We start from the raw sequence: 15809 nt of genomic DNA, 5'->3' as shown, positions 1-15809 counted from the left end.
TCGCGACCAGACCCCCGAAGCGATCGCAAGCCCGGCGCGGCCGGGTGCAGCGGGTCGCGACCAGACCCCCGAAGCGATCGCAAGCCCGGCGCGGCTGGGTGCAGCGGGTCGCGACCAGACCCCCGAAGCGATCGTAAGCCCGGCGCGGCCGGGTGCGGCGGGTCGCGACCAGACCCCCGAAGCGATCGCAAAGGCCGTGGGGACTGAGGCCGACACTGCGTGTCTCGTCGACGCACTCGCCGATCCTGGCCCCGCGCAGGGGTATTCAGCAGAGGGGTATCGCCGTATCACCGCGCTCGCCGACGAGCTGAGATTGCTGCGCAGCCATCTCGGCCACCCCCTGCCCGATCTGGTCGCCGAGGTGCGGCGACTGCTCGGCGTCGACTGCGAGGTGCGGGCCGCCTCGCCGGGTAACGGCTGGACCGGCACCGAGCAACTCGACGCGTTCGCCGACGTGGTCAACGGCTACGCCGACCGGTCGGCGAGCGCAACCGACCCGCTCGCCTCGGTCGTCGGACTGCTGGGCTACCTGGACGCCGCCGCAGTGGTCGAGAACGGCTTGGCGCCGGCTCAAGTGGTCGTCGCGCAGAATCGGGTCCAGGTGCTGACCGTCCACGCCGCAAAGGGTTTGGAGTGGCAGGTGGTCGCCGTGCCACACCTGTCGGGCGGGCTGTTCCCGTCGACTGCGCAGGCCCGTACCTGGCTCACCGATGCCGCCGACCTGCCGCCGCTGCTGCGGGGCGACCGGTCCGACAACGGCGTGCACGGCGTGCCGGTACTCGACACCTCGGATGTGACCGATCGAAAGCAGTTGTCCGACAAGATTTCCGCACACCGCTCACAGCTGGATCAGCGTCGCATCGACGAGGAACGCCGACTGCTGTACGTCGCGATCACCCGGTGCGAGGACACATTGCTACTGTCCGGCCATCACTGGGCCGCCACCGGCATCAAACCGCGCGGGCCGTCCGCCTTCCTGTCCGAACTCAAGGACATCATCAACACGTCACCCGTCGAGGGTCAGGTGATCGAAGAGTGGGCGGCCGCCCCGTCCGACGGTGACCGAAACCCCCTGCGCGACAACGTTCACGAGGCCAACTGGCCGGTCGACCCGCTCGGTGCCCGCCGGGCCGACGTGCAGCGCGGCGCCGCCCTGGTCGCGGCTGCGATGGCCGCCGACATACCCGTCGACGACGGCGATCCCGAAGGCTGGGCAGCCGATGTCGACGCACTGCTGCACGAGCGCGCCCGCGCCACACAACCGCCTGCGCCTACCCTGCCGACCGGGCTGTCGGTCAGCAGTCTGGTCGAGCTCGCCCGCGATCCCGAACAGGCGATGCAGCGGCTGGCCCGCAGGCTGCCCTCTCGACCGGAGCCACATGCACTGCTGGGCAATGCCTTTCACGATTGGGTCGAGCGCTTCTACGGCGCCGAGCGGCTGTTCGACCTGGCCGACCTACCGGGAGCCGCCGACACCGACATCGCACAGCGCGACGCCGACGAGCTGGCCGCCCTGCAAGAAGCCTTCCTGGCATCGCCGTGGGCGGCGCGCACACCGGTCGCGGTCGAGGTGCCGTTCGAGATGGCGATCGGCGGCACGGTGGTGCGCGGCCGCATCGACGCGGTTTTCGCCGAACCCGACGGCGGTGCCACCGTCGTCGACTGGAAGACCGGTGAGCCACCGCACGGCTCGGACGCCGCCCGGCACGCTGCGGTCCAGCTCGGCGTCTACCGCCTCGCGTGGGCTGCGCTCAGCGGATCTCAGGAATCGTTGGTGGGGGGCGCTTTTCACTACGTGCGAACCGGACAGACCGTCGTTCCGGCGGCGCTGCCGAGTCGCGACGAGCTGGCCGGGATGCTCGGCTTGTACCGCTAGGAGGTGCGGGCGATCTTGAGCGCGGTGGTGACCATCGGAATCTGCAACGGCAACCGGGCCAGCGCAATGACCCGCATCGGCCATGGCTTGTCCCACCACAGCCGGACCATGTTGACGTTGCCCGGGAACACTGCCAAGAACAGTGCGGCGGCCGACAGCGCTGCCGCGCGCCGGGTCTGCAGCGGCACCAGCAGGGCGCCGATGACGATCTCGGCGACACCGGAGGCATAGGTGTAGAACCGCGGACTGCCCGGTAGTTCGGCGGGGATGATGCCGTCGAACGGCTTGGGCGCGACGAAGTGCAGGGTGCCGATGCCGAGCAACATCGCCGCGACCCGGTAGGCGAGCGTCTGACTGGCGTCCCGTTGAGGACTGTGTGTGATGGCGGTCATGGTTACATTGTGTCGTGCGTCCGGTCGAGCCGATGAGCCGTGGTCAGAGTTAACCGTCAAGAACGCGATCTCGACGAGACGCTGACCGCCAAACCTGGCTACGCACTCGTCGGCGTGGTGCGGGTCCCTGAGGTGCAACTCAGCCCGGTGCGGGCGATCTGGCGGCGAATCGTCATCGCTCTGCTGGCCCTGGCCGCCGCGGTGGTCACGGTCTACCTCGGCCGCAACGGCTACACCGATGTTCGGGGCGGCCAGCTGACGTTTTTGGACTGCCTGTACTTCGCGACGGTGTCCCTGACGACCGTCGGCTACGGCGACCTGACCCCGTACACCGAATTCGCCCGGCTGATCAGCGTGCTGGTGCTGACGCCGCTGCGAATCCTGTTCCTCGTGGTGTTGGTCGGCACGACCCTCCAGGTGCTCACCGAGCGGTCCCGGCAGGCCTGGAAGATTCAGCGTTGGAGGAGCTCAGTGCGCAACCACACCGTCGTCATCGGCTACGGCACCAAAGGCAAGACCGCGGTCGCCGCGATGTGTGGCGACGAAGCGGCCGGTAAGGACTTCGTCGTCGTCGACATCGACCCCACCGCGCTCAACCATGCGGCGTCCGCCGACCTCGTCACCGTGCACGGCGACGCCACCCGATCCGATGTCCTGCGCCTTGCTTCGGCCCAGCACGCATCGGCGATCATCGTCGCCACCGGCCGCGACGACACCGCCACCCTGGTCACGCTGACCGCCCGTGAGGTTGCGCCCAACGCCAAGATCGTCGCGTCGATCCGCGAGGCCGAAAACCAGCATCTGCTCAAGCAATCCGGGGCCGACTCGGTGGTCGTCTCCTCCGAAACGGCCGGCCGGTTGCTCGGCGTGGCAACCACCACGCCCAGCGTCGTCGAGATGATCGACGACCTGTTGACGCCGTCCCACGGATTCGCGATCGCCGAACGCGAGGTCGAACAGACCGAACTCGGCGGCTCGCCCCGGCATCTGCCCGACATCGTGCTCGGGGTGGTGCGCGGTGGACGGCTGCTGCGCGTCGACGCGCCCGAGGCCGACGCCATCGAGGCCGGCGACCGGCTGCTCTATGTCCGCAACACGGGCAAGTAAGCGCGGGGTGATCGCGAGCGTGGCGCGTCGCGACCAGGAAGGTACGTCGTGGATTTCCAACTGAAGGCGGTGCCGCTGCTGTCGCGCATCGGCGCCGACCGGGCCGACCAGGTGCGCACCGACACCGATGCCGCGGTGGCGGGCTGGGCCGACGCGGCGCTGCTGCGCCTGGACTCGCGCAACCAGGTGTTGGTCGCCAACGGAAAAGTGTTGCTGGGCAAGGCGAAAAACCTGGCCGACGAGCCGCCCGCGGACGCGGTCTTCCTCGGCCGGCTCGAGGACGGCCGGCATGTGTGGGCGGTCCGCGGCCCACTGGAATCGCCCGAAGACCCCGACGTCAAGGCCGAGGTCGCCGATCTGCGCCGGGCCGGCCAGCTGTTCGACGACATCGGCGCGCAGTTGGTGTCGGCTGCTGCGGCACTGCTGAATTGGCACGCCAGTTCACGGTTCAGCTCGATCGACGGATCGCCGACCAAACCGATCCGGGCCGGCTGGGCGCGGCGGAACCCGCTCACCGGTCACGAGGAGTTCCCGCGCATCGATCCGGCGATCATCTGCCTGGTTCACGACGGCGGCGACCGGGCGGTGCTGGCCCGTCAGACAGTGTGGCCGGACCGAATGTTCTCGCTGCTGGCCGGTTTCGTCGAGGCGGGGGAGTCCTTCGAGACGTGCGTCGCCCGCGAAATCCACGAGGAGATCGGGCTGACCGTCAGCGACATCCGCTACCTGGGCAGCCAGCCGTGGCCGTTTCCCCGGTCGCTGATGATCGGCTTCCACGCGATCGCCGACCCCGCACAGCCGTTCTCCTTCAACGACGGCGAGATCGCCGAAGCCGAGTGGTTCACCCGCGACGAGATCCGCGCCGCGTTGGCGCTGGGGGACTGGAGCAGCGACTCGGAGTCTCGGCTGCTGTTGCCCGGATCGGTGTCGATCGCGCGGGTGATCGTGGAGTCCTGGGCCGACGCTCGTGACTAGCCGGCCAGCTGGGCCAGCTTTGCCTTGATCTCTTTGGGGCCGGGATTGGTCAGCGTCGACCCGTCGGCGAATTTCAGGGTCGGGACGACGTGGTTGCCGTTGTTGACCGAGCCGACGAAGTCCGCGGCGGAGGGGTCTTGCTCGATGTCGACCTCGTCGTAGGCGATGCCCTCGGACTTCAACACGGTCTTCAGCCGTTTGCAGTAGCCGCACCACTGGGTGGAGTACATCGTGACGGAAGCATTAGTCATAGTTGATCCAACATAACGTGGCCTCGCGATATTGCTGCGGCGTGGCGCTGCGAGACGTATGTCGGCGATCACTGCCAAGATGGACGCCATGCCGGGGATCACTGCCAAAACCGACTCCTTGGTTGCCGAACTCGACGACGAACAGCGCGAGGCCGTATTGGCGCCCCGAGGGCCGGTCTGCGTCCTGGCGGGCGCGGGAACAGGCAAGACGCGCACGATCACCCATCGCATCGCCCAGCTTGTCGCCACCGGCCACGTCGCTCCCGGCCAGGTGTTGGCGGTGACGTTCACCCAGCGTGCCGCGGGCGAGATGCGGACGCGGTTGCGGGCGCTGGGAGCGGCCGCGCAAACCGGCGTCGGCGGTGTGCAGGCGATGACGTTTCACGCGGCGGCGCATCGCCAGCTGCGTTACTTCTGGCCCCGGGTGGTCGGCGACACCGGCTGGCAACTGCTGGACACCAAGTTCGCCGTCGTCGCCCGCGGGGCCACCAGCGCGGGGTTGAAGCTGAGCACCGACGACGTCCGCGACGTGGCCGGTGAAATCGAATGGGCGAAGGCCTCGCTGATCACGCCCGAGCACTATCCCGAGGCGGTGGCCGCGGTGTCCCGCGACGTCCCGCTGGACGCGGCGACGGTCGCCGCGGTCTACACGGCCTACGAGTCGCTGAAGGCCCGGGGCAACAACGCCCAAGGCGTTGCGCTGCTGGACTTCGACGACCTGCTGCTGCATACCGCCGCCGCGATCGAGAACGACGCGTCGGTGGCCGAGGAGTTCCGAAATCGCTACCGCTGCTTCGTTGTCGACGAATATCAGGATGTGACGCCGCTGCAGCAGCGGGTTTTGTCGGCGTGGCTGGGTGACCGTGACGACCTCACCGTGGTCGGCGACGCCAACCAGACCATCTACTCCTTCACAGGGGCATCGCCGCGCTATCTGCTGGACTTCTCCCGGCGTTTCCCGGACGCGACGGTGGTCCGCCTCGAACGCGACTACCGGTCCACGCCGCAGGTGGTGTCGCTGGCCAACCGGGTGATCGCTGCGGCCCGCGGACGGGTGGCCGGCAGCAAGTTGCACCTGGTCGGACAGCGGGATCCGGGTCCCGAGCCGACGTTTCGCGACTACCCCGACGAGGTCGCCGAGGCCGCCGCGGTGGCCAAGTCGATCGCAAAACTGGTCGACGCCGGCACGCCGCCGTCGGAAATCGCGGTGCTGTACCGCATCAACGCGCAGTCCGAGGTCTACGAGGAGGCGCTGACCGAGGCGGGCGTCGCCTACCAGGTCCGCGGTGGCGAAGGCTTTTTCAGCCGTCAGGAGATCCGCCAGGCCCTGCTGGCGATGCAGCGGGCCGCCAACCGCGGCGGCGAGTCGGAGACGGCTTCGCCATCGCCCTCGCCGCTGCCCGATGTGGTGCGCGCGTTGCTGGAGCCGCTGGGCCTGACCGCCGAACCGCCGACCGGAACGCGAGCCCGTGAACGCTGGGAAGCGCTGGCGGCATTGGCCGAGTTGGTCGATGAAGAAGTCGCGCACCGGCCGTCGCTGGAACTGCCCGAGTTGCTGGCTGAGTTGCGCACCCGCGCCGACTCGCGCCACCCTCCGGTGGTGCAGGGCGTCACGCTCGCTTCGTTGCATGCGGCCAAGGGTCTGGAATGGGACGCGGTATTCCTGGTCGGCCTGACCGACGGCACGCTGCCCATCTCGCATGCACTGGCCCATGGTGGCGAGAGTGAGGCCGTCGAAGAGGAGCGCCGTTTGCTCTATGTCGGAATCACCAGGGCCCGAGTGCATTTGGCTATCAGCTGGGCGCTGGCCCGCAATCCGGGCGGGCGGCAGGGGCGCAAGTCGTCACGCTTTCTGAACGGGTTGTCACCGCAGACGCAAGTCGATCCCACGCCCACCAAGTCGCGGCGCAAGAACGCGCCGGCGTCGCGGTGCCGGATCTGCAACAACCCGCTGGCCACTCCCGCGGCGATCATGCTTCGCCGCTGCGAAACCTGCGCGGCCGACATCGACGACGAGCTGCTGCTCGAGCTGAAGGACTGGCGACTGCGGACCGCCAAGGAGATGAACGTCCCGGCTTACGTGGTGTTCACCGACAACACCCTGATCGCGATTGCCGAGCTGCTGCCCACCGACGACGCCGCGCTGGTCGCGATCCCTGGCATCGGCGCCCGCAAGCTCGAGCAGTTCGGTCCTGATGTGTTGGAGCTCGTCCGCAGCCGGTCATGAAACACACGGGGTCGACACTAAAAGCCCGTGGCGATCGCCAGGGCGGTCGTGTCGCCCGCAGCGGGTCGACACCATAAGCCCAGCTCAGAAAATCGCTTGCCGATTTGCGCTGGTAGCATTTAGCCTCGTATCGCAACTTGCGTGTCCTGATGAAGGAGGGAGCCCGATGATCACCGTGAACGTATTCGACGTACACCCGGCCGGCGTCGCTGGCTCCCGCCATGCTGCCCATGCCGCCATTACGGCGGCTGCGCACAAGCGTATTGCCGCCGCCAAGACCCAGCGTCCGTGGTTTGGGGCACTCCCCACGTAGGAAGCCCACAAGCTAGCCAGCAGGCCACGGACCCGAAGTCGCCAGGATCCGTGGCCAATTTTTTGGGTCGAACACCCCGCCACTGGTCCGGAATCCATCAGACCAGAAAGCAGGTGTGCACACTATGACCGCGGAACTCGATCCCGACGATCAGCAATCAGAGTTGCCTTGTCACGTCAGCGATCCCGACCTGTGGTTCGCCGACAGCCCGTCGGATCTGGAGCGCGCCAAGGAGCTGTGCATCGACTGTCCGATTCGGCGGTCATGCCTGGCCGATGCGCTGGACCGCGCTGAACCGTGGGGGGTCTGGGGCGGTGAAATCCTGGACCGTGGCTCGGTCGTGAGCCGCAAACGGCCGCGCGGACGCCCCCGTAAAATTGCGGCCTAGACGCGAAAGTCGTTAGACGGCAGCCTTGTCGGGATCTGCGAACCCGGGGACCAGCTCCTCGGACAGCTTCTGAGTCGGCACGTGGGCGTCCAGCTGACACATGATCGCCATCGAGGTGGCGAGCACCCGCATCGGGATCGCCAGCTTGGGCGGCAAATCCATCTGCCGCGCCGTCTTGATCTGTGCGCCGGCCCGGTCGAGCTGCCGATACGTCATGCGCTGCAACCACTTACGGGTGTAGTGGAAGACCTCGACCTCGACCGGCTCGACGTATTGGCGCAGCATCTCGTCGATCTCGCGCACCGACACCTGCTGACCCTTTTGGATGAAGCCGGCCCGCTCCATCGTCGGCAGCACCTCGTCGTAGTTCTTGTCGCGGGCCAGCCGGATCGTCGCCCCGAGCTCGACCGGAAATCCGCCCGGAAGTGGTGCGACAGCCCCGAAGTCGATGACGCCCATCTTTCCGTCGGGCATCAACATGAAGTTGCCCGGGTGGGCGTCGCCGTGGATCATCTCGATCCGGCGCGGCGAGTCGAAGATGAAGGCGGCCAGTCGGGTCCCCATCAGGTCGCGCTGCTCGACGGTGCCGTCGCGGATGATGTCGGCCATCGGGATGCCTTCGATCCACTCCTGGATCACGACTTTGGGGGCGCTGGCCACGACGCGCGGGACCAGGAAGTCGGGGTGGCCGTCGTAGGCCTTGGCGAATGCGCGCTGGTGCTCGGCCTCGAGGCGGTAGTCGAGCTCCATCTCGGTGCGCTCGATCAACTCGTCGACCACGCCTTCGACATCGACGCCCGGCGCGAGTTGTCTGACCACACCGATCATGCGCCGCAACGTCTTCAAGTCGGCCCGCAGTGCCTCGTCGGCGCCGGGGTACTGGATTTTGACGGCGACCACCCGGCCGTCGGACCACACCCCCTTGTGCACCTGGCCGATGCTGGCCGAGGCGACGGCGGTGTCGTCGAACTCGGTGAAGCGTTGCCGCCATTTGGTGCCGAGCTGCGAATCGAGCACGCGGTGCACCTTTTCAGCGGGCAGCGGCGGCGCGTCCTTCTGCAGCTTGGTCAGCGCCTCGCGGTACGGCTCGCCGAACTCTTCAGGGATCGCGGCTTCCATCACCGAGAGAGCCTGGCCGACCTTCATCGCGCCGCCCTTGAGCTCACCCAGCACGGTGAAGAGTTGCTTGGCCGCCTTCTCCATCAGCTCGGCGTTGACGTCGTCCTGAGACTTGCCGGCCAGTCGCTTACCGAACCCGAGCGCCGTACGACCGGCGATGCCGCCCGCGAGGCCGGCCAGCTTCGCGTTGCGCGCGGCGCCCTTGCGTTTGATGTCTGCCACGCCACCCATCATCCATGACAAATCTGTGGGCGCTGTATCGATTCGCCCACACCACTGTCAGCAGGCGCACAGCGGATGCCTCGGCCATCGCCGCGCCACGATCGATCCGGCGTGGACGTCGAACTCCAGGGTGGCGCTCAGCGACGCGGGCGGCTCCGATTCCACGCCGCGGACCGCGCCGATCACGCTGCTGACCTGGCTGAGCGCGAGCGCCGCGGTGGCCAGCAAGGTCGCCCGGTCGGCCACCCCGACGGTGTCGCGCAGCTGGGCGGCCACCGCGGGCCAGGCCGCGTCGCGATCGCGGCGATGCAGATCCGCGCAGTCCAGGCAACTGGTCACCCCGGGTATGACGAGCGGGCCGACCAGTCCGGTGCCGTCGCGCACCCGCACCGCCAGATGCGCGACGCCCTGGGTGCGCAGCTCACGCAGCAGCCGCGGATCGGCGACGAGGTTGTCGGCCAACACCACCAGGTCGGTCTCGGCAGATGTGAAGGCGGCGTGCGACTGATTGCTCTGCTTGACCCGCGCACCCGAACATCGCAACCCCTCGGCCAGTAACTCAGACAGCGGGCCGCGGCCATGCACCCGGATCGATGCTGATCGAGCCGACTGTTGTCGGATGCCACGCGTGGCGACCCCCGCCGTCACCAATCGCCGGATCAGGTCGTCCAGTTCGCCGTCGCTCAGGCCGCTGGAATAGCGTCGCAGGTCATCGAGCGGTACCGGCGAGTACATCGCCCGCAACACGCCGGCCAGCCCCGCCGCGGTTACACCGAGCGGAGGTCGGATCAAGACCGCGCGCCGCGGGCTCCAGCCCACTTGTACGGCGCCGTCGGGACGAAGCAGCACCGGCAGCGCCGGATCCAGCGCATACAGCTCCGCAGCCCGCGCCATCTTGGCACTGTGCCATGGGAGTCGGGTTGGCGAAGCTCAGCTATCCACAGCGCCGGAGCCGCCGTCTTCGTCCGCGCGACGCTCGAATTCGGCGATGGCTTCGTCGATCCCGCTGGTGTCGCCGCCGAGGGCCCGGTCGATGAAGCCGGCCGGGTCGTCGAGATCCTCGGAGCCGGGCAACAGGTCGGGGTGCTGCCAGACGGCGTCGCGGGCATCGACGCCGACGGTCTGAGTCAGCCGATCCCACAACGCCGCGGCCTCGCGCAACTTCCGCGGCCGCAATTCCAGGCCGACCAGGGTGGCGAAGGTCTGTTCGGCCGGCCCGCCGGTGCCACGTCGGCGCCGCAGGGTCTCGCCGAGGGCGGCCGCGCCCGGGATGCGATCGCCCAGAGCGGCGTTCACCACGGTCTGCACCCAGCCCTCGATCAGGGCCAGCAGCGTTTCGAGCCGCTCGAGTGCGTGGGTCTGCTCCGGCGTGGCCTTGGGCTCGAACACCCCTTGGGTCAGCAGTTGCTCGACCGCGGCCGGATCGTTCATCGCCGCGGGGTTGAAGTCTCGGGCCAGCTCTTCGATGCCCTGCATGTCGATCTTCATGCCCTTGGCGTAAGCCTCGACGGCGCCGAGCAGCTGGCTGGACAACCAGGGCACGTGGGTGAACAGGCGGTGATGGGCGGCTTCGCGGGCGGCCAAGAAGGTGACGATCTCGCTGCGCGGCTGCTCGAGCCCGTCGGCGAACGACTCGATGGCGTCCGGCAGCAGCGCCGCAATTCCCTTGGGCCCCAACGGCAATCCGATGTCGGTGGAGGTCAGGACTTCCTTGGAGAGCCGGGCCAGTGCCTGGCCGAGCTGCGAGCCGAAAGCCATGCCGCCCATTTGCGACATCATCGACAGCAGCGGGCCCGCCATCGCCTTGGCTTCTTCGGGCAGCGCCGACGCCCACACCGTGGCGATCTGCTGGGCCATCGGATCGCACAGCCGCTTCCAGGTTTCCAGCGTGTTGTCCACCCAGTCGTTGGGTGACCAGGCGACCGTCTTGGTGGTGCCCGCGGGAAGCGCGGTGACACCGTTGAGCCAGGTTTCCGCGAGGTGGATGGCGTCGCCGATCGCCTCACGGGTGGCGGGCGGGATCGGCGCGACGAACCCGATCGAGCTCGACGCCAACTGGCGGGCCAGTTCGTAGTTGACCGGGCCGGAGGACTGCCCGCCCATGGAGCCGGCGCCGCTGAACATCTGCCCGAGCCGGGTGAACATCTGGCCCAGGTCGGCCACGTTGAAGTCGCCGCCGAGGCCGCCCAGTCCGAAGGGATCGGCGGAGCCCGAGCCGGACTCGGGTTCGTTCTCGCGGCGCTTGTCGCGGTCCGGGTCGTCTCCCGAGGAGAAGCCGAAAGGCGGGTCAGCCATGTCCACAACGGTACTCATGGTCAGGGCGCGACGCGCGCACCGGCGTCACGCTCTGAGTGAACCTGCCCGCCGGAGTGCGGGTGACGAACCGGGACGCCGGGATGCCGCGGCTAGTGTTGGCGACGTGAACAGGCGGATTCTGACGCTGATGGTGGCGCTGGTCCCGATCGTCGTCTTCGGTGTGCTGCTCGCCGCGGTGACGGTGCCGTACGTGTCACTGGGCCCCGGCCCGGCCTTCGACACCCTCGGCGAGGTGGACGGCAAGCAGGTGGTCGAGATCAAGGGCACCACCACCCATCCGACCACCGGCCACCTGGACATGACCACGGTGTCCCAGCGCGACGAGCTCAGCCTGGCCGAGGCGCTGACACTGTGGCTGTCAGGGCAGGAGCAGTTGATGCCGCGCGACCTCGTCTACCCGCCGGGGCAAAGCCGCGAAGAGGTCGACAAGGCCAACGATGCCGACTTCAAGGAATCCGAGCACAACGCCGAGTTCGCCGCCCTGGGCTACCTGAAGTACCCGAAGGCGGTCACCATCGTCACCGTTCCCGACCCCGGGCCCTCGGTGGGCAAGCTGCAGGCCGGAGACGCCGTGCAGGCAGTCGACGGCAAACCGGTGGCCGACGTCGAGCAGTTCACCTCGTTTCTGAAGACCACCAAGCCCGGACAAGAGGTCACGGTCGACTTCCGCCGTAAGAACGCGCCACCCGGGTCCGCGAAGATCACGCTCGGCCATCACCCGAAGGGCGACTTCGGATTCGTGGGTGTCTCGGTCACCGACGCGCCGTGGGCGCCGTTCGCGGTGGACTTCAACCTGGCCAACGTGGGCGGGCCGTCCGCGGGTCTGATGTTCAGCCTCGCGGTGATCGACAAACTCACCACCGGCAATCTCGCCGGGTCGAAGTTCGTAGCCGGCACCGGCACGATCAAGCCGGACGGTGAAGTGGGCAAGATCGGCGGGATCGGGCACAAGATGAGCGCCGCCCACGACGCGGGTGCCACGGTGTTTCTGGTTCCCGCCGGAAACTGTTACGAGGCAAACGCCGGCAAGGTCCCCGGCCTGCAGTTGATCAAGGTCGACAACCTCGGTGAGGCAGTGGAGGCACTGCACACGGTCAATACCGGCGGACAGCCGCCGAGTTGTTAGCCCGGACGGCCGGGCCGATCGGGTCTCGCGATCGATCCCGGGCCGGATCACAAGTGATGCGTAAAGTCGACGTCAGAATCGCTGTCGAGACCGAGCAGGGAGCGTAGCTAGTGGGGATGCGGCCCGCCGCCAGAATGCCGAAGCTGACTCGACGCAGTCGGACACTCATCGCGATCGCCTTGACCGTGATCGGTCTGCTGCTGGTCGGCCCGCGGCTGATCGACGCCTACGTCGACTGGCTCTGGTTCGGCGAACTGGGCTACCGGTCGGTGTTCACCACAGTGCTGGCAACCCGGCTGATCGTGTTCGTGACGATCGGGTTGCTGGTCGGCGGCATCGTGTTCGCCGGGCTGGCGCTGGCCTACCGGAATCGGCCCGTATTCGTCCCGAGCAACGGCAGCGATCCGGTGGCGCGGTACCGAACCGTGGTGATGGCGCGGCTTCGGGTGATCGGCGTGGGCGTCCCGGTCACGATCGGTTTGCTCGCCGGAATCGTCGCGCAGACGTTCTGGGTCCGTGTCCAGCTCTTCCTGCACGGCAGCAGCTTCGGAGTCCGCGATCCGCAGTTCGGCAAAGATCTCGGCTTCTACGCTTTCGAGTTGCCGTTCTACCGGTTGGTGCTCAGCTTCCTGTTCGCCGCGGTGTTGTTGGCTCTCGTCGCGAATCTGCTGGGGCACTACATCTTCGGCGGCATTCGGCTGTCCGGGCGCACCGGTGCGTTGAGCCGGTCCGCGCGGATCCAGCTGATCAGCCTGGTCGGAACGCTGGTGCTGCTCAAGGCTATTGCCTACTGGCTGGATCGCTACGAGCTGCTCTCGCACACCCGCGCGGGCAAGCCGTTCACCGGAGCCGGGTACACCGACATCAACGCCGTGTTGCCGGCCAAGCTGATCCTGCTGGCCATCGCGCTGATCTGTGCGGCGGCCGTGTTCTCCGCGGTTGTGCTGCGAGACTTGCGCATTCCGTCCATCGGCTTGGTGTTGTTGCTGCTGTCGTCAATGGTGGTCGGCGCCGCCTGGCCGCTGGTCATCGAGCAGTTCAGCGTCAAACCCAATGCGGCGCAGAAGGAACGCGAGTACATCAGCCGAAGCATCACCGCGACCCGGCAGGCGTACGGTCTGACCGAGGACGTGGTGACCTACCGCGATTACAGCGGCGACGGACGGGCCACGGCCGAGCAGGTGGCGTCGGATCGGGCCACCACCTCGAACATCCGGCTGCTGGACCCCACCATCATCAGCCCCGCGTTCACCCAGTTCCAGCAGGGCAAGAACTTCTATTACTTCCCTGACCAGTTGTCGATCGACCGCTACCGCGACCGTGACGGCAACCTGCGCGACTACGTGGTCGCCGCCCGCGAACTCAACCCGGACCACCTGATCGACAACCAGCGGGACTGGATCAACCGGCACACCGTCTTCACCCACGGCAACGGTTTCATCGCCTCGCCCGCCAACACCGTGCGCGGAATTGCGAACGATCCCAACCAAAACGGTGGCTACCCGGAGTTCCTGGCCAGTGTCGTCGGAGCCAACGGCGGCGTGACGTCCGCCGGTCCGGCACCGCTGGAGCAGCCGCGCGTCTACTACGGGCCGGTCATCGCCAGCACGCCGGCCGATTACGCGATCGTCGGCAAGAGCGGAGTCGACCGGGAATACGACTACGAGACCAACACCGAGACCAAGAACTACACCTACACCGGAAGCGGTGGCGTGCCGCTGGGTGGTCTCATCTCCCGGAGTGTGTTCGCCGCCAAGTTCGCCGAGCGAAACTTCTTGTTCTCCAACGTAATCGGCTCCAACAGCAAGATCCTGTTCAACCGCGACCCGGCCCAGCGGGTAGAGGCGGTGGCGCCGTGGCTGACCACCGACAGCAGTGTCTATCCGGCGATCGTCAACAAGCGGCTGGTGTGGATCATCGACGGCTACACCACGCTGGACAACTACCCCTACTCCGAACTGACGTCGCTGTCGTCGGCTACCGCCGACTCCTCGGAGGTGGCGTTCAACCGGCTGGCTCCGGACAAGCAGGTGTCCTACATCCGCAACTCGGTGAAGGCGACGGTCGACGCCTACGACGGCACGGTGAGCTTGTACGAGCAGGACGAGCACGATCCCGTGCTGCAGGCGTGGATGAAAGTCTTTCCAGGAACCGTCAAACCGAAGAGTGAGATCAGCACCGAGCTGGCCGCGCACCTGCGCTACCCCGAAGATCTGTTCAAGGTGCAGCGGATGCTGCTGGCCAAGTACCACGTCAACGACCCGGTGACGTTCTTCTCCACATCGGATTTCTGGGACGTGCCGCTGGACCCGAATCCGACCGCCAGCAGCTATCAGCCGCCGTATTACATCGTCGCGAAAAACATTGCCAAAGGCGATGATTCGGCATCGTTCCAGTTGACCAGCGCGATGAACCGATTCAAGCGCGATTACCTGGCCGCATACATCAGCGCGAGCTCAGATCCGTCGACCTACGGCAAGATCTCCGTGCTGACCATCCCGGGGCAGGTCAACGGTCCCAAGCTGGCGAACAACGCGATCACCACGGATACCGCTGTGTCCCAAGACCTCGGCGTGATCGGGCGGGACAACCAGAACCGGATCAAGTGGGGCAACCTACTGACGTTGCCGGTCGCCCAGGGCGGACTGATCTATGTCGAGCCGGTCTATGCCTCGCCCGGCTCCAGTGACGTGGCGTCGTCGTATCCGCGGTTGATACGGGTGGCGATGATGTACAACGACAAGATCGGCTACGGACCGACCGTCGGCGATGCGCTGAACGGGCTGTTCGGCCCCGGCGCCAGTGCGACCGCAGCTGGGCCCGCGCCCACCGAATCGGGCGCGCCGGCCGGTTCGCAACCCGGAGCCGGGCCGCCCGCGAGCCCGCCGCCCCCGGCCAACGCCGCCGCCGTGCCGACACCCAGTGGCGCGGTCAGCCTGTCACCGGCGAAGGCCGGCGCGCTCAAGGACGTCGAGTCCGCGATGAGTGCGGCACGAGATGCGCAGAAGTCGGGCGACTTCGGCGCCTACGGCACCGCGCTGCAACGCCTTGATGACGCGATCAACAAGTACAACGAGGCGAAGTAGGGCCTCCGGCCCTGGTGAGCGCGCGATTTGGTGGCATCGCGCACGTTCGGTAACCTGATATTCACCCGTCGCGGGGTGGAGCAGCTCGGTAGCTCGCTGGGCTCATAACCCAGAGGTCGCAGGTTCGAATCCTGTCCCCGCTACTAAAAAAACGGCCCCCGGAGATCACTCCGGGGGCCGTTTTCATGTCCGCGGATGAACGATGGCCGTACTGGCTACTGCTGTGTGCGCAACTGTCCGACTGAACGCGCACGACGATGCGGTGATTCGCCGGGTCCGCGGATCACGGCGAACGCGGCTGTCGCAGACGTCCACCAGCTTCGACCCTCGCGGCATGGCTCGACGCCGTGCGTCGTCAATCCCAGCAGGGCCACGGCACTCCTTCGTCGTCGCTCGAATCCGGCCTGCGTG

At 67.4% G+C, this 15809-nt stretch carries 12 protein-coding genes and 1 tRNA gene; 8 read left to right on the top strand and 5 right to left on the bottom strand.

Going from position 1 to position 15809, the window contains the following annotated elements:
* On the top strand, positions 1–1876 hold a 1876-nt coding region (locus tag ACZYW1_RS05190), incomplete at its 5' end, for a PD-(D/E)XK nuclease family protein (protein WP_463783842.1).
* On the opposite strand, the gene ACZYW1_RS05185 is transcribed toward ACZYW1_RS05190, so the two are convergent.
* On the bottom strand, positions 1873–2268 hold the full coding sequence (locus ACZYW1_RS05185) for a DoxX family protein (RefSeq protein WP_463783840.1): 396 nt from the start codon (positions 2266–2268) through the stop codon (positions 1873–1875). The genes ACZYW1_RS05190 and ACZYW1_RS05185 overlap by 4 nt on opposite strands.
* Before the next feature lie 39 nt (positions 2269–2307).
* Here ACZYW1_RS05185 and ACZYW1_RS05180 point away from each other — a divergent pair, with 39 nt between their 5' ends.
* Together ACZYW1_RS05180 and nudC are read left to right on the top strand one after the other, a co-directional pair.
* Entirely contained in the window at positions 2308–3375 is a 1068-nt protein-coding gene (locus ACZYW1_RS05180) for a potassium channel family protein (RefSeq protein ID WP_463783838.1), read from the top strand.
* A 48-nt stretch (positions 3376–3423) separates the two neighbouring features.
* Positions 3424–4350: an NAD(+) diphosphatase gene (gene nudC / locus ACZYW1_RS05175; protein ID WP_463783837.1), complete on the top strand. Its 927-nt coding sequence runs from the start codon at positions 3424–3426 to the stop codon at positions 4348–4350.
* Here nudC and ACZYW1_RS05170 read toward each other — a convergent pair.
* Positions 4347–4601, bottom strand: a complete 255-nt coding sequence (locus tag ACZYW1_RS05170; RefSeq protein WP_463783835.1) for a mycoredoxin — start codon at positions 4599–4601, stop codon at positions 4347–4349. The genes nudC and ACZYW1_RS05170 overlap by 4 nt on opposite strands.
* A gap of 88 nt (positions 4602–4689) precedes the next feature.
* Between ACZYW1_RS05170 and ACZYW1_RS05165 the strand changes: the two genes are divergently transcribed.
* A complete protein-coding gene (locus tag ACZYW1_RS05165) occupies positions 4690–6828 on the top strand; it encodes an ATP-dependent DNA helicase UvrD2 (protein ID WP_463783833.1) in 2139 nt (712 codons plus the stop codon).
* A gap of 437 nt (positions 6829–7265) precedes the next feature.
* Positions 7266–7529, top strand: a complete 264-nt coding sequence (locus ACZYW1_RS05160) for a WhiB family transcriptional regulator (RefSeq protein WP_463783831.1) — start codon at positions 7266–7268, stop codon at positions 7527–7529.
* Positions 7530–7541: 12 nt separating this feature from the next.
* Here the strand turns inward: ACZYW1_RS05160 and ACZYW1_RS05155 are convergent, their stop codons facing one another.
* From ACZYW1_RS05155 to ACZYW1_RS05145, 3 genes are read right to left on the bottom strand one after another with little or no spacing between them, the layout of a single operon-like run.
* Positions 7542–8882, bottom strand: a complete 1341-nt coding sequence (locus tag ACZYW1_RS05155; RefSeq protein ID WP_463783829.1) for a macrolide-binding ATPase MABP-1 — start codon at positions 8880–8882, stop codon at positions 7542–7544.
* 45 nt (positions 8883–8927) lie between these two features.
* Complete coding sequence (locus ACZYW1_RS05150) at positions 8928–9764, bottom strand: cyclodehydratase (RefSeq protein WP_463783827.1); 837 nt, start codon at positions 9762–9764, stop codon at positions 8928–8930.
* 36 nt (positions 9765–9800) lie between these two features.
* On the bottom strand, positions 9801–11183 hold the full coding sequence (locus tag ACZYW1_RS05145; RefSeq protein WP_463783825.1) for a zinc-dependent metalloprotease: 1383 nt from the start codon (positions 11181–11183) through the stop codon (positions 9801–9803).
* A gap of 106 nt (positions 11184–11289) precedes the next feature.
* Here ACZYW1_RS05145 and ACZYW1_RS05140 point away from each other — a divergent pair, with 106 nt between their 5' ends.
* From ACZYW1_RS05140 to ACZYW1_RS05130, 3 genes are all read left to right on the top strand, one after another.
* Positions 11290–12312, top strand: coding sequence for a YlbL family protein (locus ACZYW1_RS05140; protein WP_463783823.1), 1023 nt, complete (start codon positions 11290–11292; stop codon positions 12310–12312).
* Positions 12313–12422: 110 nt separating this feature from the next.
* Positions 12423–15398, top strand: coding sequence for a UPF0182 family protein (locus ACZYW1_RS05135; protein ID WP_463783822.1), 2976 nt, complete (start codon positions 12423–12425; stop codon positions 15396–15398).
* Between the two features lie 69 nt (positions 15399–15467).
* A tRNA-Met gene (locus ACZYW1_RS05130) sits at positions 15468–15541 on the top strand.
* The last annotated feature ends 268 nt before the right edge of the window (positions 15542–15809 follow it).

The organism is Mycobacterium sp. IDUB_36, from assembly GCF_055419225.1.
This window is presented reverse-complemented; position numbering and strand designations above follow the sequence as displayed.